24 protein-coding genes are annotated in these 22,408 nt (G+C 65.4%); 13 read left to right on the top strand and 11 right to left on the bottom strand.

Annotated elements, in window-relative coordinates:
* Position 1: 1 nt before the first annotated feature.
* The 4 genes from G3W89_RS16230 to argA are packed head-to-tail and all read right to left on the bottom strand — an operon-like array spanning position 2 to position 4,595.
* Positions 2-1,150, bottom strand: coding sequence for a PilT/PilU family type 4a pilus ATPase (locus G3W89_RS16230; RefSeq protein ID WP_162575155.1), 1,149 nt, complete (start codon positions 1,148-1,150; stop codon positions 2-4).
* A gap of 54 nt (positions 1,151-1,204) precedes the next feature.
* The gene (gene dapD, locus G3W89_RS16225; protein ID WP_162575154.1) at positions 1,205-2,029 is read right to left on the bottom strand and encodes a 2,3,4,5-tetrahydropyridine-2,6-dicarboxylate N-succinyltransferase; all 825 of its coding nucleotides are present in this window, start codon (positions 2,027-2,029) and stop codon (positions 1,205-1,207) included.
* On the bottom strand, positions 2,026-3,237 hold the full coding sequence (dapC, locus tag G3W89_RS16220) for a succinyldiaminopimelate transaminase (RefSeq protein ID WP_162575153.1): 1,212 nt from the start codon (positions 3,235-3,237) through the stop codon (positions 2,026-2,028). The genes dapD and dapC overlap by 4 nt, the downstream gene beginning before the upstream one ends.
* Positions 3,238-3,248: 11 nt before the next feature.
* Positions 3,249-4,595, bottom strand: coding sequence for an amino-acid N-acetyltransferase (gene argA, locus G3W89_RS16215; protein ID WP_162575152.1), 1,347 nt, complete (start codon positions 4,593-4,595; stop codon positions 3,249-3,251).
* 133 nt (positions 4,596-4,728) lie between these two features.
* Here argA and hrpA point away from each other — a divergent pair, with 133 nt between their 5' ends.
* Positions 4,729-8,559, top strand: a complete 3,831-nt coding sequence (gene hrpA, locus G3W89_RS16210; RefSeq protein WP_232076572.1) for an ATP-dependent RNA helicase HrpA — start codon at positions 4,729-4,731, stop codon at positions 8,557-8,559.
* Between the two features lie 81 nt (positions 8,560-8,640).
* On the opposite strand, the gene G3W89_RS16205 is transcribed toward hrpA, so the two are convergent.
* The 6 genes from G3W89_RS16205 to lptF form a co-directional block, all read right to left on the bottom strand.
* Positions 8,641-8,799 carry a DUF3309 family protein gene (locus tag G3W89_RS16205; RefSeq protein ID WP_106556648.1) on the bottom strand — a complete coding sequence of 53 codons (159 nt, stop codon included), beginning with the start codon at positions 8,797-8,799 and terminating at the stop codon, positions 8,641-8,643.
* 109 nt (positions 8,800-8,908) lie between these two features.
* Positions 8,909-10,075: a pyridoxal phosphate-dependent aminotransferase gene (locus tag G3W89_RS16200; RefSeq protein WP_162575150.1), complete on the bottom strand. Its 1,167-nt coding sequence runs from the start codon at positions 10,073-10,075 to the stop codon at positions 8,909-8,911.
* Positions 10,072-11,013, bottom strand: coding sequence for a CysB family HTH-type transcriptional regulator (locus tag G3W89_RS16195; RefSeq protein WP_162575149.1), 942 nt, complete (start codon positions 11,011-11,013; stop codon positions 10,072-10,074). The genes G3W89_RS16200 and G3W89_RS16195 overlap by 4 nt, the downstream gene beginning before the upstream one ends.
* A 63-nt stretch (positions 11,014-11,076) precedes the next feature.
* The gene (locus G3W89_RS16190) at positions 11,077-11,448 is read right to left on the bottom strand and encodes a sirohydrochlorin chelatase (protein WP_162575148.1); all 372 of its coding nucleotides are present in this window, start codon (positions 11,446-11,448) and stop codon (positions 11,077-11,079) included.
* Positions 11,449-11,456: 8 nt separating this feature from the next.
* Positions 11,457-12,563, bottom strand: a complete 1,107-nt coding sequence (gene lptG, locus G3W89_RS16185; RefSeq protein WP_162575147.1) for an LPS export ABC transporter permease LptG — start codon at positions 12,561-12,563, stop codon at positions 11,457-11,459.
* Positions 12,560-13,669, bottom strand: a complete 1,110-nt coding sequence (gene lptF / locus G3W89_RS16180; protein WP_162575146.1) for an LPS export ABC transporter permease LptF — start codon at positions 13,667-13,669, stop codon at positions 12,560-12,562. The genes lptG and lptF overlap by 4 nt, the downstream gene beginning before the upstream one ends.
* A 21-nt stretch (positions 13,670-13,690) precedes the next feature.
* Between lptF and G3W89_RS16175 the strand changes: the two genes are divergently transcribed.
* The 4 genes from G3W89_RS16175 to G3W89_RS16160 all read left to right on the top strand — a co-directional run bounded on the left by G3W89_RS16175 (position 13,691) and on the right by G3W89_RS16160 (position 17,374).
* On the top strand, positions 13,691-15,184 hold the full coding sequence (locus tag G3W89_RS16175) for a leucyl aminopeptidase (protein ID WP_162575145.1): 1,494 nt from the start codon (positions 13,691-13,693) through the stop codon (positions 15,182-15,184).
* A 5-nt stretch (positions 15,185-15,189) separates the two neighbouring features.
* Positions 15,190-15,627: a DNA polymerase III subunit chi gene (locus G3W89_RS16170; RefSeq protein WP_162575144.1), complete on the top strand. Its 438-nt coding sequence runs from the start codon at positions 15,190-15,192 to the stop codon at positions 15,625-15,627.
* The gene (locus G3W89_RS16165) at positions 15,624-16,019 is read left to right on the top strand and encodes a hypothetical protein (protein WP_162575143.1); all 396 of its coding nucleotides are present in this window, start codon (positions 15,624-15,626) and stop codon (positions 16,017-16,019) included. Before G3W89_RS16170 ends, G3W89_RS16165 begins: the two co-directional genes overlap by 4 nt.
* Before the next feature lie 137 nt (positions 16,020-16,156).
* Positions 16,157-17,374 (top strand): branched-chain amino acid ABC transporter substrate-binding protein, encoded by a 1,218-nt coding sequence (locus G3W89_RS16160; RefSeq protein WP_162575142.1) that lies wholly within the window; start codon positions 16,157-16,159, stop codon positions 17,372-17,374.
* A 46-nt stretch (positions 17,375-17,420) separates the two neighbouring features.
* On the opposite strand, the gene G3W89_RS16155 is transcribed toward G3W89_RS16160, so the two are convergent.
* Positions 17,421-17,801, bottom strand: coding sequence for a response regulator (locus G3W89_RS16155; RefSeq protein WP_162575141.1), 381 nt, complete (start codon positions 17,799-17,801; stop codon positions 17,421-17,423).
* A gap of 340 nt (positions 17,802-18,141) precedes the next feature.
* Here G3W89_RS16155 and G3W89_RS16150 point away from each other — a divergent pair, with 340 nt between their 5' ends.
* The 8 genes from G3W89_RS16150 to G3W89_RS16115 all read left to right on the top strand — a co-directional run bounded on the left by G3W89_RS16150 (position 18,142) and on the right by G3W89_RS16115 (position 22,334).
* Positions 18,142-19,386: a tyrosine-type recombinase/integrase gene (locus G3W89_RS16150; protein WP_162575140.1), complete on the top strand. Its 1,245-nt coding sequence runs from the start codon at positions 18,142-18,144 to the stop codon at positions 19,384-19,386.
* A gap of 135 nt (positions 19,387-19,521) precedes the next feature.
* Positions 19,522-19,860: a hypothetical protein gene (locus G3W89_RS16145; protein ID WP_162575139.1), complete on the top strand. Its 339-nt coding sequence runs from the start codon at positions 19,522-19,524 to the stop codon at positions 19,858-19,860.
* A 240-nt stretch (positions 19,861-20,100) separates the two neighbouring features.
* Complete coding sequence (locus tag G3W89_RS16140; protein ID WP_162575138.1) at positions 20,101-20,301, top strand: hypothetical protein; 201 nt, start codon at positions 20,101-20,103, stop codon at positions 20,299-20,301.
* Complete coding sequence (locus G3W89_RS16135; RefSeq protein ID WP_162575137.1) at positions 20,298-21,011, top strand: hypothetical protein; 714 nt, start codon at positions 20,298-20,300, stop codon at positions 21,009-21,011. The genes G3W89_RS16140 and G3W89_RS16135 overlap by 4 nt, the downstream gene beginning before the upstream one ends.
* 71 nt (positions 21,012-21,082) lie before the next feature.
* Positions 21,083-21,274, top strand: coding sequence for a helix-turn-helix transcriptional regulator (locus G3W89_RS16130; RefSeq protein WP_162575136.1), 192 nt, complete (start codon positions 21,083-21,085; stop codon positions 21,272-21,274).
* On the top strand, positions 21,271-21,513 hold the full coding sequence (locus G3W89_RS16125; protein WP_162575135.1) for a hypothetical protein: 243 nt from the start codon (positions 21,271-21,273) through the stop codon (positions 21,511-21,513). The genes G3W89_RS16130 and G3W89_RS16125 overlap by 4 nt, the downstream gene beginning before the upstream one ends.
* Entirely contained in the window at positions 21,510-21,839 is a 330-nt protein-coding gene (locus G3W89_RS16120; RefSeq protein ID WP_162575134.1) for a helix-turn-helix domain-containing protein, read from the top strand. The genes G3W89_RS16125 and G3W89_RS16120 overlap by 4 nt, the downstream gene beginning before the upstream one ends.
* Entirely contained in the window at positions 21,840-22,334 is a 495-nt protein-coding gene (locus G3W89_RS16115) for a hypothetical protein (protein ID WP_162575133.1), read from the top strand.
* The last annotated feature ends 74 nt before the right edge of the window (positions 22,335-22,408 follow it).

Genomic DNA, 22,408 nt, shown 5'->3' with positions numbered 1-22,408 from the left:
GCTAGTGGCGGACGTCGAGCGTGATGTCCGTGAAGGAGGGTTCGTCGACCTGGTCGAGCAAACTCTGCTCTTCCTTGCGGGCCGGGGCCACGTTGCGGTTCTGCAGGCGCCACATCAGGTTGGTCGGGGAGTCGGCCTGCGACAGGCCTTCCTCGCGGCTGACGCGGTTCTCGGTGATGAGGCGGGCGATGTCTTCCTCGAAGGTCTGCGAGCCTTCGGCCATGGATTGCTCCATCGCCTCCTTGATGCCGGAAAAGTCGCCCTTGCCGATCAGGTCGGCCACGAGCGCGGTGTTGAGCATCACCTCCAGCGCCGGCACCCGGCTGCCCTGGGGCGTGCGCAGCAGGCGCTGGGCAATGATGGCCCGGAGCGCGCCGCTCAAATCGCCCAGCAGGGTGGCGCGCACTTCGACCGGGTAGAAGCTCAGGATCCGGTTGAGCGCCCGGTAGCTGTTGTTGGCGTGCAGCGTGGCCACGCACAGGTGGCCCGACTGAGCGTAGGCGATGGCGGCCGTCATGGTCTCGCGGTCGCGGATCTCGCCGATCTGGATCACGTCCGGCGCCTGGCGCAGCGCGTTCTTGAGCGCGACCTGCAGCGACTGCGTGTCGCTGCCGACGTCGCGCTGGTTCACCATCGACTTCTTGTTGGCGTAGGTGAATTCGATCGGCTCCTCGACGGTGAGGATGTGGCCGCTGGCGTGCGCGTTGCGGTAGTCCAGCATCGAGGCGAGCGTGGTGCTCTTGCCGGCGCCGGTGGAGCCCACCATCAGGATGAGGCCGCGCTTTTCCATCACCAGGGTCTTGAGGATCTCGGGCAGGTTCAGGTCGTCGAAGGTGGGAATTTCCGAGGGGATGTGCCGCACCACCACCGCGTAGGTGCCGCGCTGGCGCATGCCGCTGATGCGGAAGTTGCCCGCGCCCTCGAGGGCGACCGCCATGTTGAGTTCGCCGGTGCGCTCCAGCTCGGCGATGCGCGCTTCTGGGACCACCTCCGCCAGCAGGGACAGCGGCGCCTCCGGCGGCAGCACCTGCCCGTTGATGGGCACGCAGTTGCCGTTGATCCGGATCAGCGCCGGGGAGTGGGCCGACAGGTAGATGTCGGATGCCTTGCGCTCGGCCATCAGGCGCAGAATTCGCTCCATCGTCTTCATCGGCTCTCTCCTCCAGCGTGTTTGTGAAAGGTGTCGCGGCTCGCCTGACGGGTCTTAGTCGCGCAGCAGGTCGTTCAGCGAGGTCTTGGCGCGCGTCTGCGCGTCCACGCGCTTGACGATGATCGCGGCGTACAGGCTGTACTTGCCGTTGTCCTTGGGCAGGGTGCCGCTGATGACCACCGAGCCGGCGGGCACGCGGCCATACGTGACTTCGCCGGTCGTGCGGTCATAGATGGGGGTGCTCTGGCCGATGTACACGCCCATCGAGAGAACCGAGTTCTCTTCGATGACCACGCCCTCGACCACTTCGGAGCGCGCGCCGATGAAGCAGTTGTCCTCGATGATGGTCGGGCCGGCCTGCAGCGGCTCCAGCACGCCGCCGATGCCGACGCCGCCCGAGAGGTGCACGTTGGCGCCGATCTGGGCGCAGGAGCCGACGGTGGCCCAGGTGTCGACCATCGTGCCCTCGCCGACGTAGGCGCCGATGTTCACGTAGGAGGGCATCAGGATCGCGCCCTTGGCGATGTAGCTGCCGCGGCGCGCCACGGCCGGCGGCACGATGCGAACGCCGGCTTCCTTGAGCTCGTTGGCCGAAAGGTGCGAGAACTTGGTCGGCACCTTGTCGTAGAAGCCGAGCGAGCCGGCCTGCATCTGCTCGTTGTCCTTGAGGCGGAAGGACAGCAGCACCGCCTTCTTGATCCACTGGTGCACCGTCCACTGGCCCACGGCTTCGCGGGTGGCGACGCGCAGATGGCCGTTGTTGAGTTCGGCGATCACATGCTCGACTGCATCGCGAACTTCCTTCGGGGCGCTGGCGGGGGAGAGATTGGCGCGGTCTTCCCACGCGGCGTCGATGGTCTGCTGGAGTTGCTGGGTCATGGATGGGCTCGGTTCTGGATGAAGTTCACGATGCGCTGCGCGGCCTCGGTGCATTCGGCGGTGTCGGCCACCAGCGCCATGCGGATGCGTCCGCGGCCCGGATTGGCGCCCTCGGCTTCGCGAGCGAGATAGCTGCCGGGCAGCACGGTCACATTGTATTGAGCGTAGAGCGCGCGGGCGAAGGCGGCGTCGTCGCCCTGCCACGCCGCGGGCACGCCGGCCCACAGGTAGAAGCTGGCATCGGGAAGCCGCACGTCGAGCACCTTTTCGAGCAGGGGCGTGACGGCCGCGAACTTGGCGCGGTACTGGGCACGGTTCTCGATGACGTGCGCCTCGTCGCCCCAGGCCGCGATGCTGGCCGCCGCCACCGCCCCACTCATGGCGCTGCCGTGGTAGGTGCGGTAGAGCAGGAAGGACTTGACGATGGCCGCATCGCCGGCGACAAAGCCGCTGCGCAAGCCGGGCACATTGCTGCGCTTGGACAGGGAAGTGAGGGCGATGAGATTGCGGAAATCGCTGCGGCCCAGCTTCGCCGCGGCCTCGAGCCCGCCGAGCGGCGGTTCATCGCGGAAGTAGATCTCGCTGTAGCACTCGTCGGCTGCAATCACGAAACCATGGCGGTCGGACAGCGCGAAGAGCTTTTGCCATTCTTCCATCGGCATCACGGCGCCGGTCGGATTGCCGGGCGAGCACACGAAGACCAGCTGGGTCCGCTCCCACACCGAGGCCGGGACGCTGTCCCAGTCGACCGCGAAGTTGCGGGCCGGCACGCTGGGCACGTAGTACGGCTCGGCGCCGGCCAGCAGGGCCGCGCCCTCGTAGATCTGATAGAACGGGTTGGGCGAGAGCACCACGGGGGCTGGCTTCGTCGACGCATCGACGACCGTCTGCGCGAGCGCGAACAGCGCCTCGCGCGATCCGTTCACCGGAAGCACCTGCGTGGCAGGGTCCAGTTCAAGCGCGTAGCGGCGTTGCAGCCAGCCCGTGAAGGACTGGCGCAGCTTCAGGTCGCCGGCGGTCGCGGGATATGCCGCCAGCGCGCCCAGCCCGGCCGACAACGCCTGCTTGATGAACTCGGGCGTCGGGTGCTTGGGTTCGCCGATGCCGAGGCTGATGGGCGCAAAGGCAGGGTCGGGCGTGACATCGGCGAAGAGCCGGCGCAGCCGCTCGAAGGGATAGGGCTGCAGTTTGGAAAGCAGGGGGTTCATGTTGTCGGGGCTCAGAGCTTCTTGACCAGCACCTGGCTCTTGCGATCCCAGTTGTATTTGCGCTTGCGCGCCTCGGGCAGCCAGTCGGGGTTGACCTGCTGGAAGCCGCGCCTGAGGAACCAGTGCATGGTGCGGGTGGTCAGCACGAAGATGCTTTCGAGGCCGCTGGCCTTGGCGCGCTGCTCGACGCGCTTGAGGATGCGCTCGCCGTCGCCCTGCGACTGCGACTGCGGCGACACGGTGAGCGCCGCCATCTCCGCCGTCCTCGCTTCCGGGTAGGGGTAGAGCGCGGCGCAGCCGAAGATCACGCCGTCGTGTTCGATCACCGTGTACTGGCCGATGTCGCGCTCGATCTCGGTACGGCTGCGCTTGACGAGGGTGCCGTCGCGCTCGAAGGGTTCGATCAGCTGCAGGATGCCGCCGATGTCGTCGGCCGTTGCCTCGCGCAGCGACTCGAGCTTCTCGTCGATCACCATGGTGCCGATGCCGTCGTGCACATAGACCTCGAGCAGCAGCGAGCCGTCGACCGAGAAGGGAATGATGTGGTTGCGCTCCACTCCCGCCTCGCACGCCTTCACGCAATGCTGCAGGTAGAAGCCCGTGTCGGTCGGCTTCTGTGGCGGTGCGAGCGAGGCCAGCAGCTTCTTCGCGCTGTCGAGCGGCAGCTCGGTGTCGATGGGGTTGTCTTCGCTGATTGGCTGGGCCGGGTCTTGCGGGATGCCCGGAACCTCGGTCAGGAAGATCAGCTTGTCCGCCTGGATCGAGATGGCCACGCTCGTCGCGACCTCTTCCATCGTGAGGTTGAAGGCCTCGCCGGTGGGCGAGAAGCCGAAGGGCGACATCAACACCATGGAGCCGAAGTCCAGGCCGCGGCGGATGCCGGCGGCGTCCACCTTGCGAACCAGGCCCGAGTGCTGGAAATCGACGCCATCGACCACGCCGACGGGCCGTGCGGTGATGAAGTTGCCGGAGATCATGCGCACGGTGGAGCCGGCCATCGGCGTGTTCGGCAGGCCCTGGCTGAAGGCCGCCTCGATCTCGTAGCGCAGCTGGCCGGCGGCCTCTTGTGCGCAATCGAGCGCCACTTCGTCGGTGATGCGGATGCCGTGCGAATACTTCGCCTCGTGGCCCTTGGCGCGCAGCTGCTCGTTGACTTGCGGCCGGAAGCCGTGCACCAGCACCACCTTGACGCCCATGCTCTGGATCAGCGCCAGGTCCTGCGCGATGTTGGGCAGCTTGCCGGCGGCGATGGCCTCGCCCGCCATGGCGACGACGAAGGTCTTGCCCCGATGCATGTGGATGTAGGGCGCCACCGAGCGGAACCAGGGGACGAAGGTGAAGTTGAAGACGGTGGACATGGAAGGGTCAAACGGGCGGAGGTCGGGGCGCAAGATAATTGTCGATTTTCCCCGAACTGCTGCCTTGTCCTCGACTGCGCTCCGAATCGAATTTCCAGAATCCCTGCCGGTGTCGGCGCGGCGCGACGAAATCATGGCCGCTATTGCCGGTCATCAGGTCGTTATCGTCTGTGGCGAGACCGGGTCGGGCAAGACCACGCAATTGCCGAAGATCGCCCTGGCAATGGGCCGCGGCAAGCTCAACGCCCCGCCCGGGCGGGGCCGGCTGATCGGCCACACGCAGCCGCGGCGCATCGCAGCCTCTTCGGTAGCGAAGCGCATTGCGGAAGAGCTGAAGACGCCGCTCGGCGAGGTGGTCGGCTACAAGGTGCGCTTCCAGGACCGCCTGTCGCGCGACGCCTCGGTCAAGCTGATGACCGATGGCATCCTGCTGGCCGAGACGCAAACCGATCCGCTGCTCAAGGCCTACGACACGCTGATCATCGACGAGGCGCACGAGCGCTCGCTCAACATTGATTTCCTGTTGGGCTACCTGCGCGAGATCCTGCCGCGGCGGCCGGATCTCAAGGTGATCGTGACCTCGGCGACCATCGATGCCGAGCGCTTTGCGCAGCATTTCGCATCTGCAAAAGGTCCTGCACCGACGATCTATGTCTCTGGCCGGATGTACCCGGTCGAGCAGCGCTACCGTCCCTTCGAGGAGTCGCGCGACCACGATCTCAACGACGCGATCGCCGACGGCGTCGACGAGCTCTGGCGCGACCCGCGGGATGGCGGCGATATCCTGGTCTTTCTCCCGGGCGAGCGCGAGATCCGCGAGGCCGCGGACCACCTTCGCAAGCATCTGAGCCATCAGCCGCTGCTGCGCAACGCCGAGGTGCTGCCGCTGTTCGCGCGCCTTTCGCAGGCCGAGCAAGACCGCATCTTCGACAGCCACGGCGGCCGTCGCATCGTGCTGGCGACCAACGTCGCCGAGACCTCGCTGACGGTGCCGGGCATCCGCTACGTGATCGATGCCGGCACGGCGCGCGTCAAGCGCTACAGCTTCCGCAGCAAGGTGGAGCAGTTGCTGGTCGAGCCGATCAGCCAGGCCGCCGCCAACCAGCGCGCCGGCCGCTGCGGGCGGGTGGCCGATGGCATCTGCATCCGGCTCTACGACGAGAAGGACTTCGAAGGGCGCCCGCGCTTCACCGATCCGGAGATCCTTCGCTCCTCGCTGGCTGGCGTGATCCTGCGCATGAAATCGCTGCATCTGGGGGATGTCGAGCGCTTTCCCTTCCTCGAGGCGCCGCAGCGGCGCGCCATTGCCGACGGCTACCAGCTGCTCAACGAGCTCGGTGCGGTCGACGATGCGAACGAGCTCACGCCGATGGGCATGGAGCTGGCGAAGCTGCCGCTGGATCCGCGCGTCGGCCGCATGATCCTGGAGGCGCGCACGCGCGGCGCGCTCGAGGAGGTGCTGGTGATCGCCAGCGCGCTGTCGGTGCAGGACGTGCGAGACCGGCCTCTCGATGCGCAGCAGCAGGCAGACCAGGCGCACGCCAAGTTCGATGACGAGAAGAGCGAGTTCAGCGGGTACCTGCGGCTATGGCAGTGGATTCACGATGCGCGCGGTGGAGTGCCCCCGCCCCAGTCCATCCCCAGAGGTGGAGAAGGCAAGACGGGCACACCGACCCACAAGCTCAGCAACCGCCAATACGAACAGCTCCTGCGGCAGAACTTCATCAACGTCCGCCGCGTCCGCGAGTGGCGCGACATCCATTCGCAGCTGCTCACGGTGGTGACGGAGCACAAATGGCGCATCAACAGCACGCCCGCGAGCTACGAAGCGCTGCACCTGTCCATGTTGTCGGGGCTGCTCGGCAATGTGGGCTGGAAGATGGAGGAAGAGGAGGCCTACCTCGGCGCCCGCGGCATCAAGTTCCACCGGCATCCCGGCGCGCACCTCAAGAAGAAGCCCGGCCGCTGGATCGTCTGCGCCGAGCTGGTGGAGACCACGCGCCTCTTCGGCCGCGGCATCGCCAACATCGAGCCTTCATGGCTGGAGCAGGTGGCCGGCCACCTGCTGAAGAAGCAACTCCTCGATCCGCACTGGGAGAAGAAGAGCGCGCAGGTCGCTGCGCTCGAGCGCGCGACCCTTTACGGGCTGGTCGTCTACAGCGGTCGGCGCGTGGAATTCAGCCGCATCGATCCGGTCGCGGCGCGCGAGATCTTCATCCGCGAAGCGCTGGTCGGCGGCCAGTGGGAAAGCAAACTGCCTTTCCTGGCTGCCAATCGAAAGCTGGTGCGCGAAGTCGAAGGGCTGGAGCACAAGTCCCGCCGTCAGGACGTGCTGGTCGACGACGAGCTGATCTACGCCTTCTACGACGCCCAGTTGCCTGCCGACGTGGCCAGCGGCTTCGCATTCGAGAGCTGGTACCGCCAGGCCTCGAAGGAGGCGCCGAAGCTTCTCTACCTGACGCGCGAGGAGCTGATGCGCCACCAGGCGGCGGGGATCACGACACAGTCCTTTCCGCCGACACTGCGATTGGGCGGCGTGGACTGCGCCGCAACCTATCTGCACGAGCCCGGCGATCCCAGGGACGGGTTGACGGTGACCGTGCCCCTCTTCGTGCTGAACCAGGTCAGCGATGAGCGCTGCGAGTGGCTGGTCTCGGGCATGCTCAAGGACAAGGTGCAGGCGCTTCTCAAGAGCCTGCCGCAGAAGCCGCGCGCACGGCTGGTACCGCTGCCCGAATCAGCTGCGCGGCTGGCCGGGGCGCTTGGTGCACCGGAGGCCTTCGGCCAGGGCTCGCTGACCGAGGCGCTGCTCAAGCGGGTGCGCAACGAGACCGGCCTGGACGTCAAGCGCGCCGACTTCAAGCTCGACATGCTGCCGCCCCATCTGTTCATGAATCTGCGCGTGGTCGACGAGCACGGCCGGCAGTTGGGCATGGGCCGCAACCTCGGTGCACTGAAGGCGGAGCTGGGCGCGCAGGCGCGCGGTGCCTTCCAGGCGCTGGCAGGCCTGCAGGTGAAGGTCTCGCCGGACGCGTCACCCGCGGTGGATGCCGGGCAGACGCAGACGGCGAGCCGCGCCGCGACGAAGGCCGATGCCCCGCCGGCACTGCCCGCGGGCCAGCGCTACACGAGCTGGAGCTTTGGCGAGCTTCCCGAGCTGATGGAAGTGCGGCGCGGCGCCCAGTCGCTGATCGGGTTCCCGGCCCTCGTCGACGACGGCGACGCCGTGACGATCGAGGTCTTCGACGAGCCGGCGGTGGCCGCCGCAAAGCATCGGGCCGGCCTGCGTCGCCTGGTCGCGTTGCAGCTCAAGGACGCCCTCAAGTACCTCGAGAAGAACATTCCAGACTTGCAGAAGATGGCGGTGGCGTACATGCCGCTGGGCACGGCTGAGGAACTGCGCGCGCAGATCATCGAGGTGGCGCTGGAACGGGCCTTCCTGCAGGAGCCGCTGCCGGCCGATGCGGCCGCCTTCGAACGCCGCGTTGAGGAAGGGCGCGGACGGCTCACGCTCATCGCCAACGAGATCGCACGCCTTGCCGGCATCATCCTCGCGGAATACACGCTGGCCGCGCGCAAGATCAAGGACACCAAGATCCAGCCCGAGGCGACAGCGGATGCCGCGCAGCAGCTGCAGCGCCTGGTGGGCAAGCGCTTCGTCGCGCAGACGCCTTGGCCGCGGCTGGCGCACTTCGCGCGCTATCTGAAGGCCATCAGCATGCGGCTCGACAAGCTGCGAGCCGACCCGGTCCGCGACGCCCAGCGGCTCGCGGAGCTGCGGCCACAGGAGCAGCGCTACTGGCGCTTGGTGGCCGAGCGCAAGGGTGCAGTGGACGATCGCATGGACGAGTTCCGCTGGCTGCTCGAGGAGTTGCGGGTGAGCTTCTTCGCGCAAGAGCTGCGCACGCCACAGCCGGTGAGCATCAAGCGGCTTGACAAGCTGTGGGCGCAGCTTCAGGGCTGAGAATCAGGGACGGCGGGCGAAAAAAAGCCCACCGGTGGTGGGCCTTGCCGATGCGGCGCTGGCTAGCGCCGCGTTCCATTTCTATATGCGCCCCATCAGGAGAAGCACGATCACCACCAGCACCACCAGGCCCAGCCCGCCGCTCGGCCCGTAGCCCCAGCTGCGGCTGTAGCCCCAGCTCGGCAGAGCGCCTACCAGCAGCAGGATCAGGACGATCAGCAGGATCAGCGAGAGCGACATGGATGACTCCTTGGTGTTGTGTTCCGAGAAGCCCATGGTCATTGCCAGCGGGGCTTTTTGCCGCCGGAAGGCGCGCCCTTTGCCGGTCAGGACTCTCCTACCGTTCGTGTCAGAGCCGGGCCAGCCGGTCGAGCGCCGTCCTGAGCGTCTCGTCTTTCTTGGCGAAGCAGAAGCGCACCACGCGCTGGTCGAAGCCCTCAGCGTAAAAGGCCGACAGCGGGATGGCGGCAACGCCGATCTCGCGGGTGAGCCACTGGCAGAAATCGGCTTCGCCCAAGTCGCTGACCTCGCGGATGTCGACGCACTGGAAGTAGGTGCCGGCGCTCGGCAGCAGCTTGAACCGGGTCTTCGCCAGTCCCTCGGCGAAGAGGTCGCGCTTGCGCTGGTAGAAGGCCGGCAGCTCCAGGTAGGGCGCCGGGTCGGCCATGTAGCTGGCGAGCGCGTGCTGCATCGGCGTGTTGACGGTGAACACGTTGAACTGGTGCACCTTGCGGAACTCGGCCGTGAGCGGCGCCGGCGCCGCGACATAGCCGACCTTCCAGCCTGTCACGTGGTAGGTCTTGCCGAAGCTGCTGACGATGAAGCTGCGCGCCGCCAGGCCGGGGAAGCGTGCCGCGCTCTCGTGGCGTGCGCCGGCGTAGACCATGTGCTCGTAAACCTCGTCGCTGATCACCAGCACGTCGGTCGGCGCGAGAAGCTCATCGAGCCGGCGCATCTCGGCCTCGGTCCACACGGTCGCGCTGGGGTTGTGCGGTGTGTTGACGACGATCGCGCGCGTGCGCGGCGTGAGCGCCGCCGCAATCCTGTCGAAGTCGGGGCGGAAGGTGCCGGGGGTGAGCGGCACCCGCACGACCGTGCCTCCGGCCAGCTCGATATTGGGCGCGTAGCTGTCGTAACAGGGCTCGAGCACGATCACCTCGTCGCCCGCACGCACCACCGCAAGGATGGCGGTGATGATGGCCTGCGTGGCGCCGGCGGTGATGGTGATCTCGCTCGCGGGGTCGTAGCGATGGTCGTAGAGCGCCTCGATTTTCGCGGCGATCGCCTCGCGCAGCGGCAGGATGCCGGGCATCGGCGGGTACTGGTTGTGGCCGGCGGCCATGGCGGCAGTCACCGCGTCCAGCAGCTTGGGATCGCATTCGAAATCGGGGAAGCCCTGGCCGAGGTTGACGGCGTTCTTCTCGGTGGCCAGCGCCGACATCACGGTGAAGATCGTGGTGCCGACGCTCGGCAGCTTGGTCTGCACGTCGGGGGTGCGGGCAGTTGCATTGCTCACAGTTCGTAGTCCTGGTTGTGACCAGCCAGTGCCTTGGCGATCAGGTTGCGGTCGAGCCGGTCCGACAGCAGCTCGGCAAATTTGAAGACGAAATTGCGTAGATAGGCGCTCCGCTTGAAGGCCACACGCGCGATGTTGGTGCCGAACAGATGGCCCATCGGCCGCACCACCAGGTCCGCGTTGGAGTCGTCGCGCACCGCCATCTCGGCCACGATACCGACGCCCAGGCCGAGGCGTACGTAAGTCTTGATCACGTCAGAGTCAATCGCCTCCAGCGCAATGCGCGGCGCGAGCTTCTTCTGAGCGAAGGCATGGTCGATGCGCGTGCGTCCGGTGAAGGAGGGGTGATAGGTGATGATGGGCTCGGCCGCGAGGTCCTCGAGATGGATGCGCTCCTTGTCCGCCAGCGGATGGCTCTTGGGGAGCACCAGTACGTGCTGCCACTCATAGCAGGGGAGAGTCACGAGATCCGTGTAGTCCGCGAGCGACTCGGTGGCGATGCCGACCTCGGCGATCTCGTCCATCACCATCCGCGCCACCTGGTCGGGCGAGCCCTGATGCAGGCTCACATTGACCTTGGGGTAGGCCTCGCGCAGCCTGGCCACCGGGACCGGCAGCACGTAGCGGGCCTGCGTGTGGGTGGTGGCGATCGAGAGGGTGCCGCTGTCCTGCGCGCTGAACTGTTCCCCGATGCGCTTGAGGTTGCCCACCTCGCGCATGATGAGCTCGATGCTCGCGAGCACGTGCTGGCCCGGCTCGGTCACCCGCTTCAGGCGCTTGCCGTGGCGAGCGAAGATCTCGACGCCGAGTTCTTCCTCGAGTTCGATGATCGCCTTGGATACACCGGGCTGGGAGGTGTGCAACGCCTTGGCCGCCTCGGTCAGGTTGAGGTTGCGACGTACCGCCTCCTGCACGAACCTGAACTGATGAAGATTCATAACAAATTCCGTCTTATTTCCGAATTTATTATGCCTTCTCAGTCTATCGAAAGCATCGAAGCTTCAGGATCCGAGTGCGAGCCGCGCCAAGAGTTCGAGCACCTCGGGCTCTTCGCCGACGGAAGGTGTCAGTTCCACCGGCACCTGCGGGTGCAGTGCGCGCACTTCTTCGAGCAGGCGCGGCAGGTCTTCGCGCAGATGCTTCCCCATGCCGAGGAAGAGCGGCATGATGCGCACCGCCTGTGCGCCACCGGCGACCAGATCGGCCACGGCGGTTTTCAGGTCGGGCTGCGACAGCTCGAGGTAAGCGCAGCGTACCTCGACCGACGCGTCGCGATCGGCAACCCGCCGCGCCACGGCTTCGACCGGCGCTCGCCAGCGGATATCGCGCGAGCCGTGCGCGAGCAGCACGATGCCGAGACCGCGTTTCTGCATGCGCGCCCCTAGCGCCGCAGCACCAGCCAGGTGAAGGCCGCCAGCGACATCACCGAATAGATCAAACCAGGGGCCGCGGCCGTGATCCAGGGCCACCAGTTGCTCAAGTTGCCGAGGTAGCCGAACACGTTGTTCAGCAGGAAGAAGCTGATGCCGATCATCACGCCGCCGAACACGTATGCGGTGATTCCGGCCTGGCGGAAATGCAGGTAGGCGAAGGGCAGGGCGAGCACCACCATCACAAGGCACGACAACGGATAGAAAACCTTGCGCCAAAACTCGATTTCGTAGCGCTGTGCGGTCTGTCCGTTGGCATCGAGGTGCTGGATGTATTCGAACAGGTCGATCGTGCGCATGCGGTCGGGCCGCAGCAGCGCGACCGACACCATTTCGTTGGTGAGTGAGGTCGGCCAGTTCACGACGGGGGTTTGCGTGGTGGTGACGCGGGCCTTGTCGGCATTGCCCGTGTCGTACTGCTGCTGCTCGACGCCGATCAGCGTCCACATGCCATTGGAGATGTGCGCCTGTGAGGCGGAGGTGTGAGAGACCAGCAGGCCCTTGGCGCCGAACTCGAAGATGCGCAGATCCTTCAGCGTGCCGTTGCGCGAGATCGAGGCCACGTTCACCGCATAGGACTTGTCGCCCTGTTTCTCCCTGAGCCACGCGCCGGTGTAGCCCACCATCGAAAAAGTGCCCTGGTAGCGCGACTTCAGCAACTGGGCGGTGCGGTCTGAAGCCGGCGAGACATAGTCGCCTACCGCGAAGGTCAGGAACACGAAGCCGAGGCCCAGCACGAGCAGCGTGCGCAGCGCGCGCCATGGGCCGAGGCCGCTGGTGCGCAGGATCGTGTACTCGGAGCTCTGCGCCAGCCGTGCCATCACGAAGATGGTGCCGATCAGCACCGCGATCGGCAGCAGCTCGTAAAGGTGGCTCGGGATGAGCAGGGCGACGTACATCAGGGCCTGGGCAGCGCCGTAGCCCAGGGTGCCAGGCTGGCCGATGGACTGCAGCTCATCGACGAAGTCGAAGAAGAAGAACAGGCTCAGGAAGCCCAAGGTCACGAAGGCCACCGCCTTCAGCACCTCGACGTAGATCAGTCGGCGAATGGTTTTCACGTTTCGGAACTCGCCGGCGACCGGCTGCGAACGGGGAACGGGCGCCAGCTCCAGTTGAAATGGCGTTTGGCGAGCCAGAGCAGGGCGAGTCCCAGCGCGCCGCCATGCAGCGCCAGCATGAAGCCGCCCATGCTGTAGCGGCCCATGCTGACCCAGTTCTGGCCGAGATTGAGCAGGTTGTAGTAGAGGACGAAGGCGCAGAGGGCAAAAAGCAGGTTCCCGCTGCGACCCACGCGGGGATTCGCGCTCGACACGGTCAGCGCGAGCAGCACGAAGTTGATGGCCGCCAGCACCATGCCGATGCGCCAGGCCACCTCGCCGTTAGCAGCCACGCTGGGCTCTCGAATCAGGTTCAGGGTCGTCTTGGCGCGCAGCGGCGCCGCGCCATCGGAGGGATCGATGCCGCTGCCGACCTTGGCGCCGTAGCTGCGGAACTCGCTGATCTTGAGTTCCCCGGGCAGCAGCGGGCGTTCGAGCCGCTGTCCATTGCTCAGCATCAGGTAGCGCGAGTCGCCGATGCTCTCGATGCGGCCGCTTTGCGCAGAGGTGATGATCTGCAAGCCCCGCTCGAGCGAGGAAATGAACACATTGCTGGCCGTTGCGCTGTCGGGCGTGTCCTTGTCGATGAAGAACACCCGCAGGCGCCCGGCCGACTCGCGGAACTCGCCGGGCGCCACGCGTTCGATGTCGCTGCGGCGCTGGTACTGGTCCCGCATGCCCTGCGTCTGCGAGTTGGCCCAGGGCCAGCCGACCAGCGCGAACACGGCAATCAGCAGGAGGATCGGCCATGCGAAACGGAACAGCGGTGGCGCGAATTCGGCAAGGCCGCGACCGCTGGAGAACCAGATCACCATCTCGCTGTCGCGGTACATGCGCGACAGCGTGCCCACGATGGAGACGAAAAGGCTGAGGCTCAGGATGGTGGGCATGTAGCCGAGCACCGTGTAGGTCATCACCAGAAAGACCTCGGAGGGGTTCACGCTGCCCCGGGCCGCCAGGCCGAGCGTGCGGATCAGCATCATGGTCATCACGATGGTGATCAGCACGACCAGCGTGGCTCCGAAGCTGCGCGACAGCTCCTTGCGTATGGAGGAATGGAATAACATCGTCGAGGGAAAAAAAGGATTATGGACTTTCAACTCAAGACCCTCTCCACCAGCCAGGCTGCCAATGAGAAATGCGATGCGCTGATCGTGCTCGCCGCAGCTGGAATCTCCCCCTCCAAGGATGTGATCGCGACGCTAATCGCCGAAGCCCGCAAGGCCGGCGACCTGGGCGACAAGGCCGGCAAGCTGCTGGCCTTGTACCGTCCGCAGGGCGTGGCAGCCACGCGCGTACTGCTGGCCTCGGTGGGCGACGGCAAGCCTGCCTCGGTGCGCACCGCCGTGCTGGCCGCCGTCGCCGCGGTCAAGGCAGCGGACCCCAAGCGGGTGGCGATCGTCTTTGCCCAGTCCACCGACGCGGCAGGACTGCGCAGCGCGGTCATCGCTGCGACCGACGCGAGCTATGTCTACACCGCCACCAAGTCCAAGCCCGAGCCACGCTCAATTCGCCAACTGAGCTTCGGCGTGGCCGATTCGGCGGCGCTGCGGGAGGGCTTCGACGAGGCCGCAGCCACGGTCGCGGGCATCGAGCTGGCCAAGGAATGGGCCAACCGGCCGGGCAACCACTGCACCCCCGCGATGCTGGCCGAGGCCGCGCAGAAGCTCGCCGCCGCGCCGCAGCTGAAGTGCGAGGTGCTGGGGCCGAAGGAGGTCCAGAAGCTCGGCATGGGCGCGTTCAGCGCAGTGGCGCAGGGCTCGGCCGAGCCGCTGCGTTTCATCGTGCTGCGTTATCAGGGCGCGCCCAAGGATGAGGCGCCGGTGGTGCTGGTGGGCAAGGGCATCACCTTCGACACCGGCGGCGTCTCGCTCAAGCCGGCAGCCGAGATGGACGAAATGAAGTTCGACATGTGCGGCGCCGCCAGCGTGCTGGGCGTGTTCCGCGCGCTCGCCGAGATCCGCCCTGCGCTCAACGTCGTGGGGCTGATCCCGACCTGCGAGAACATGAACGACGGCCGCGCGATCAAGCCCGGCGACGTGATCACCAGCATGAGCGGGCAGACCATCGAGATCCTCAACACCGATGCAGAGGGGCGCCTGATCCTGTGCGACGCGCTGACCTACGCCAAGCGCTTCGATCCCGCCGTGGTGGTCGACATCGCCACGCTGACCGGCGCTTGCGTGGTGGCGCTGGGCGGCGTGCGCAGCGGCCTCTTCGCCACCGACGATGCGCTGGCCGACGCGCTGCTGGCGGCCGGGGAGGCATCGCAGGACCGCTGCTGGCGCATGCCGCTCGACGAGGACTACGCCGAGGGCCTCAAGACCAATTTCGCGGATGTCGCGAACGTTGCCGGCCGCGCCGGCGGCGCGGTTACTGCCGCCAAGTTCCTGCAGCGCTTCGCGGGCGACTTTCCCTGGGCGCACCTGGACATCGCGGGCACCGCGTGGAAGAGCGGGGCTGCCAAGGGCGCCACCGGAAGGCCTGTCGGCCTGCTGCTGTCGTATCTGCTGGAGCGGGCTCGCCAAGGCGCCGCCCAGCCGGTGCCGCGCAAGGCCCGCAAGCACGCCAAGCCTCGGTAACGGCCATGACCGAGATCGACTTCCACTTCAACACGCAGGACAAGGTGAACTACGCCTGCCGGTTGCTACGCAAGGCCGTGGGTGCGCGTGGCGCGCGCGTGGTGGTGGTCGCCGATCTGCCGATGCTGGAAGCGGTCGATCTCGCGCTCTGGACCTTCGCACCGGCGGAGTTCATCGCCCACTGCCGCAGCGATGGCGAGCCTCACACGCTCGCACGCTCGCCGGTGGTGCTGGCCGAGAGCGGTGATGCGCCGCTGCCGCACCGCCAGGTGCTCGTGAACCTGGGTCACGCAGTGCCAGGCGGCTTCGAACGCTTCGATCGGCTGATCGACATCGTGAGCGCCGACGACGTCGACCGGCTGGCCGGCCGCACGCGCTGGCGGCACTACGCAGACCGCGGCTATGCAATCCAGCGCCACGACTTCGCGGGGAGTGCAGCGTGACGTCCGGCCGTACCCCGCCACGCTTCGTGCCCACGCTCACCACCGTGCTCGAGGTGCCGGGCGAGTCTGTCCCCGCGAGCCAGCCGACTCCCGAGCCTGCCGCCATCGCGGACCCTTCGCAGGCCGTTGCTCTCGGTCCGCAGGCCCTGCTGTCGGACGCCGATGCGTTCCGGGTCGAGGAGCAACTGCTGCATCGCGTGCTGCAACGTGTCGATCTCGCTCTGGAGGAGCGCCTGAGCGACACGGTGTCAGCCGCCGTTCAGCAACAGCTCGACAACATGATCCCGCGCCTGCGCGACGAAATCGAAACGGTGCTGCGCGAGCTGGTGAGCCAAGCACTCGCCCAGGAGCTGTCCGACAACACAGGGTCAACGCCACCTTTTCGCCCCTGATCCTTGGGCTACACTGCGCGCCAGGTCGAAGGCGCGAGGCGCTGAGGGTCTGCGGCGTGAAACTTGCTGAGGGTTCGCGCTCGGATCAAAAGGCCGTGTATCTAGTGTTCTTTTCCACCAATACTTGGAGGTTCCTCATGCAATTGAAATGGTCTGCAGTCGCGCTCGCGGCACTCACGCTCGTGGCTTGTGGCAAGAAGGAAGAAGCAGCGGCACCGGCGACTGCACCTGCGCCCACGGCGGCAGCACCTGCACCCGCGGCTCCTCCGGCCGATGCATTGGTGGTCAAGATCGGTCACGTCGGTCCGACCAGCGGCGCCATCGCCCACCTCGGCAAGGACAACGAGCTCGGCGCGCGCATGGCCATCGAGGACCTGAACGCCAAGGGCCTCAAGATCGGCGACAAGGTCGCCAAGTTCGAGCTGCTGGCCGAGGACGATGCCGCCGATCCGAAGCAGGGCACCGCGGTCGCCCAGAAGCTGGTCGACAGCAAGGTCAACGGCATCGTTGGCCACCTCAACTCGGGCACGACCATCCCAGCTTCCAAGCTCTACAGCGACGCCGGCATTCCGCAGGTCTCGCCATCGGCGACCAACCCCAAGTACACCCGGCAGGGCTTCAAGACCACCTTCCGCGTGGTGGCTGACGACACGCAGCTCGGCGGCACGCTGGGCAAGTACGCGGTCGACACGCTCAAGGGCAAGAACATCGCCGTGATCGACGACCGTACCGCCTATGGCCAGGGCGTCGCCGAAGAGTTCGAGAAGGCCGTCAAGGCCGCCGGCGGAACGATCGTCGGCCATGAGTTCACCACCGACAAATCGACCGACTTCAACGCCATCCTGACGAAGCTCAAGGGCGCCAAGCCCGACGTGCTCTTCTTCGGCGGCATGGACGCCGTGGGCGGCCCGATGCTCAAGCAGGTCAAGCAGCTCGGCCTGAACGTCAAGTTCATGGGCGGCGACGGCCTGTGCACCGGCGAGCTGGCCAAGCTGGCCGGCGATGCGATCGGCGAAGACATGGTGGTCTGCGCGGAAGCCGGCGGCGTCGAGGGCGACTTCAAGCAGCCGCTGGAGGACTTCAAGACCAAGTTCAAGGCGAAGAACGGCGTCGATGTGCAGATCTACGCGCCGTACGTGTACGACGCGGTCAACGTGCTCGCAGAGGCCATGGTCAAGGCCGGTTCTTCCGATCCGGAGAAATACCTGCCGGAGCTCGGCAAGATCCAGTACAAGGGCGTGACCGGCCCGATCGCCTTCGACGAGAAGGGCGACATCAAGAACGGCGCGCTGACGATCTACACCTACAAAGGTGGCGCGCGCACGCAGATCGCCGTGGTGCGCGGCGCGAGCTGAAGCAAGCCGCTTCATCTGCACAAAAAGGGGTCCTTCGGGGCCCCTTTTACATGGCGCTGCGGCTGGCGTCGTTGCAGTAGTCGAAGAAGGCCTCGAGCTCCCTCGACTTGTCGAACACGGCATCGGCCCCCAAGGCGGCGCAGCGTGCCCGTATGTCGGCATTGACGTAGTTGCTCAGGACCACCGCCCGCTGGATTGCGCTGCGCTTCCTGCAGGTTCTCAGCACACCGAGGCCGGAGCCCTGCTTCAGGAAGACGTCGACCACGACCAGCTGCCACTCGCCGGCATGCGAGGCGAGCCAGATGGCCGCATCGTTTTCGCTGTCGGCATAGCCGACGACCTGGGCGCCGACCAGGTCCTCGAGGGCAGGGATCAGGTTGTCGCGGATCGTCTTGTTGTCTTCGACAAGGAAGGTGGAGAGCGGCATACGCTTTCTTGCCTGTGAAGCCAAAAGCCTAACGCGGTGCAGCATGCGCGGTCCTGCCCAAGCCGCCCGCGGCGCCGTAGGATAAGGCGCACAAGAAACAGGTAATCAGGGCGATTGAAAGGTATCGGCCGGCACAAGCAAAAAAGCCCGCTTTCGCGGGCTTCCTGAATGTCGAGTGGCGGAGCAGGCGTCCCCGAACTCAGGATGCTTGTAAGTGCCGCACAGGTCCGCAATAGGTCAACTTTAGAGGGAAAACACCAAAAATGTAGTACCGCATCATGCCTTGTGGTGCCGCTCAGTTCCGATTAGTATTGTGGGAACCAATACCACAAGGACAAGGATGCCCAAGAAGGCGGTCGAACTCGGAGCGCTGCAGGTCAGCCGGCTGGCAAAGCAGCCCGGCCGGCACGCAGTCGGAGGCGTCGCCGGCCTGCATCTGCTGGTGAAGTCCAACGGCAACGCCGCGTGGCTGCTTCGTTCGCTCGTTGGCGGCAAGCGCAAGGACATCGGCCTGGGCGGCTTTCCCGATGTGACGCTGGCGGGCGCCAAGGAGGCCGCGCGCCGGTCTCGTGAGCTGATCGTGCAGGGCGTCGACCCAGTAGAGCAGCGACGGCAGGCGAGGGCGCTCTTGATGGCCGAGAACGCCAAGGCGAAAACCTTCGCAGACTGCGCCAAGATGTTCATTGAGGCTAAGGGCGACGAGTGGCACAACCCGAAGCATCGGCAGCAATGGGAGAACACTCTCAAGACCTACGCTGAGCCGGTGCTCGGCGAGTTAATGGTGCGAGACATCGCCCTCGCTCATGTCCTTGAGGTGCTCGAGCCGATTTGGAAGACCAAGACCGAAACCGCCACGCGCGTCCGCGGTCGCATTGAGGCGGTGCTCGACTGGGCCGCGGTGCGCGGCTACCGGGAGGGCGACAACCCGGCTAGGTGGAAGGGCCACCTTGAGCAGCTGCTGCCGAAGCCTTCCAAGGTGTCGAAGGTCGACCACCATCCCGCCGTCCCTGTCGACGAAGCCTCGGCGTTCCTGGAGGCGCTTCGAACGATGGAAGGCATGGGAGCGCGGGCGCTTGAGTTCCTGATCTTGACGGCTGCACGCTCCGGGGAAGTCCGTGGCGCTACGTGGGACGAGATCGACACGGGCGCCAGATTGTGGACCGTACCCGCTGAGCGCATGAAGGCAAAGAGGGTGCACCGCGTGCCTCTTTCAAAACAGGCCATCCGCCTCTTGGAGACGCTACCCAAGGTTGAGGGGGAAGAGGGCGTTCCTCTTCTGTTCCCTGGCGCCAAGGGCAAGCCGCTGAGCCTCATGAGCATCAGTGCCGTCATGCGCCGCATGGGCCTTGAGGCAGTTCCCCACGGCTTCCGGTCGACCTTTCGCGACTGGGCGGCCGAGCGTACCAACTTCCCGCGCGAGCTCGCCGAGATGGCGCTGGCGCACACGATCGAGAGCAAGGTCGAAGCTGCCTATCGGCGCGGAGACCTGCTGGCAAAACGCTTCCAGCTCATGCAGGCTTGGGCCGACTTCTGCGATACCCCGGTGAAGAATGGAAACGTCGTGCCGCACGCGCGGACCGGTTGACCCGCTGCGCCTCACGGCGGCAAATCTCACGGAATCGCGAGGTTTGGAAGTGAGGCAAAGGTGGCGGCCATGGTGATCTGACCCACCATGACCGCCGATCACACCCGTGCACAACGTAGAAGGAGATGCACAGCCATGACGAAGCAAATTATCGCGCTCGCACGCAACAGCGCAACAACCAAAAGCACTACATCCGACAACCGCCAGGATGTAGATCACTACCGGTCGATAAGCCCGTCCGCACGCGCCTCGTTGGCGCACGAGATGGCCACCGAGGTCGGGCAGCACTACGACCGCGCCCGCAGTCTGGTGATGGTGCTTACCGAGCGTCTGCGCGCAGAAAGCGAGGGCTACTCGGTATCTCTGGACTTGGCGGAAATTGCCGAGGCATGGCTCCACAACGAAGATCACATCGCCCAAGAAGAGCGGTTGATGGCTTGCCTGCGGGCATCCGTGGAGGCCGCAAATGCATAAGCGCTCGAGCAAGCCTTCTGAAAACAAGGTGGTCCAACTCCGCCTTGTTTCCTCCCAGCTACCGGCTGGCAAGCGACGGCCAACTTCAGGGCCTTTCGTTTTGCGGGGAGATGGCCGACGGCACCTTCATTTCCGATGTTCTCGGCACTTGCTTTGAGCGGCCGACCTATGCACGGGGGATGGTGTCCTTTTTGGCCGACCAGCTCGCCACCCTGCAACACGACGGAATTGAGGCTTCCCATGCCTAAGCTCAGCGCCAGTGACAAGGCATTCCGTCGCGCCTGCGCTGTCGCGGTCCTGAATGGCATCTGGACCAAACACGTCGACACGATCTTGAATGCGGACAAAGACGAGTACGCCCTGGCTATCCGCTCTGCCAGCCGGATGGCCTACCAACAGGCCGACGAGATGCTGCGCCGAGAGCGAGCGGAAGAGGCATGAGCAAGAGAGTCAAGCCCGCGATCGGCGACGGTACGGGCGCCCTTGTACGGGCGGATTTTTTGCCTGGCGCCTTTAGGGGAACGCTGCGAAGACTGCTCGTAAACAAGGGCAAGCTCGAAGAGGTCGATGCAGAAGCGTTCCTGGAGCGTTGCTCAGCATGGCTGCAGTTCGTTCTCGAAGACGGTTGGGAAATCGGCCTTGGCGAGGAAAAAGAGCAACTCGGGCGGGTCGCCGCTGACGCCAGGCGACTACTCGCTACGTTGACAGTCGTGAGTCAACAAACCCGGGACCGGCTGCATCTACACAGCGAGGTCCTGAAGCACAAGGACGACGTGCCTTCGGTGCCCAAGACGGTCCTTGCAACCATCCGGGCGCCTGGCATCGACCGGACCATCCCTTCATTGACCTGGGACTTCGTTCAGGCTCTTGAAGTCCTCGCTGAACTCGCGAGCGCTGGTCTCAAGCCAAGCCGGCAAGCTAAGCCGGAACAGTTCAACGCCGCGTCGTTCACCGGCCATGTGATCGATGCGTTCTATTTGCAGTTCGGCGAGCTTCCCCCCTCCGCGCAGGAATCTTGGTTCGTCGAGTTCATGGGTAAGTTCAAAGAGAAGCCATACGGCCTGCCCTGCGGCCCCGTCATTGTCCGAGCGAGCATCAAGGAAAAGCGAGCCGCCCTTAGTTTGATGGCAACGAAAACCGGATCAAAGTAACGGCCGAAGCCAATTCAATCCACCTCATGCCGCAACGCATTCTGCAAGCGGGTCTTGAAGGAGATTGAATTTTGCAAACCGTCTCACGCTCCCTGCGAGTCGCCAAAGCTCGCGAGTTCCTTGGAGTTAGCAACACGACCATTTGGCGATGGGTCCGCGAAAACCCGGACTTTCCCCGCCCGATCAAGCTGAGCCCCAAAGTCACGGTTTTCCAGCTCAACGAGCTAGTTGCCTGGCGCGACGCTCAGAAGGCGGCATCGTGATTGACGCCAAGTCCTTCGCCACGCAGCAGGCGCGCGCCGCCCTTATTGAGGCCACGCTGCAGCAACTCGACGACGACCGCGGCCAGCCCGCCTACGTCCTGACCAAGAGCCACATCACGAGGCAGCTTCGCTCTTTGGAGGAAGTCTCCGTGTGGATCGATCGCCTTGACCCGCCCTGTCACGCGGAGTCACGCGGAGTCACGCACGCAACCCATGGGATGGAGGGCAGCAAACTATGACCGACAAAAAGAAACCCGAGGACCGCGTCAACGGTGCTCAGGCTCAAAACGAAAACAGAATGCAGCGCGAGTTTCACCCGAGGTCCTCGCATAGTCAAGCACAGCGGCAACGCATCCTCGAGGCGCTGCGCCGCCGGCCTCAGACCACAGAAGACCTGCGGCGGATCGGCATCTTCCAGGCGCCAGCGCGGGTGAAGGAGCTGCGCGACCGCTTCGGCTATGTGATCGAAACGGTGCGGGTGACGGTCATCGATCGCGAGAGCTACCCCCATCCGCGAGCCGCCCTGTATGTGCTGCGGAGTGAGCCGCAAGGGGCGGGGCAATGAATGGCATCCAAGTACAAGAAAGGGCAATTGCCCTACGAGTTCGTCGCGATGCCCAAGGACGTGCTGCTATCGCCCGAATGGCAGGCTCTGGCGCCCAGCGCCATGAGGCTCGCCCTGGATCTGATGGCGCAGTACACGGGCAAGAACAATGGGCGCCTATGCCCCTCGTTCGTCGCCATGGAGCGGCACGGCTGGAAGTCGGAAACCACGCTGATCAAGGCAAAGCGCGCGCTACTCGAATGTTCGTTCGTGGTTCACACCCGGCAGGGCCACGCGCCGCACACGTCCGACTGGATCGCCTTCACCTGGTGGCGTCTGGATTGGGAGAAGTCCATGGACATCGAGCCTCGCGGGTTCCCGTACCTGAACTTTGTGCGGCTGGTGGGCTCAGCGAAAACACTTCCTGCCCTCCAGAAGCTGGAGTCATCTCCTGCAAAACAGCCCTCCAGACCTACAGAAGCTGTAGTCATTGCTGGCGGAAGAAGTCCTTCATGACTCCAGAAGCTGTAGGTCTGTCATTGGGAAGCGCCGATTTTCGAATGACTTCAGTTTCTGTAGGAGTCTTAGAT

This window comes from Variovorax sp. PBL-H6 (genome assembly GCF_901827155.1).
Classification (GTDB): Bacteria; Pseudomonadota; Gammaproteobacteria; order Burkholderiales; family Burkholderiaceae_C; genus Variovorax.
This window is presented reverse-complemented; position numbering and strand designations above follow the sequence as displayed.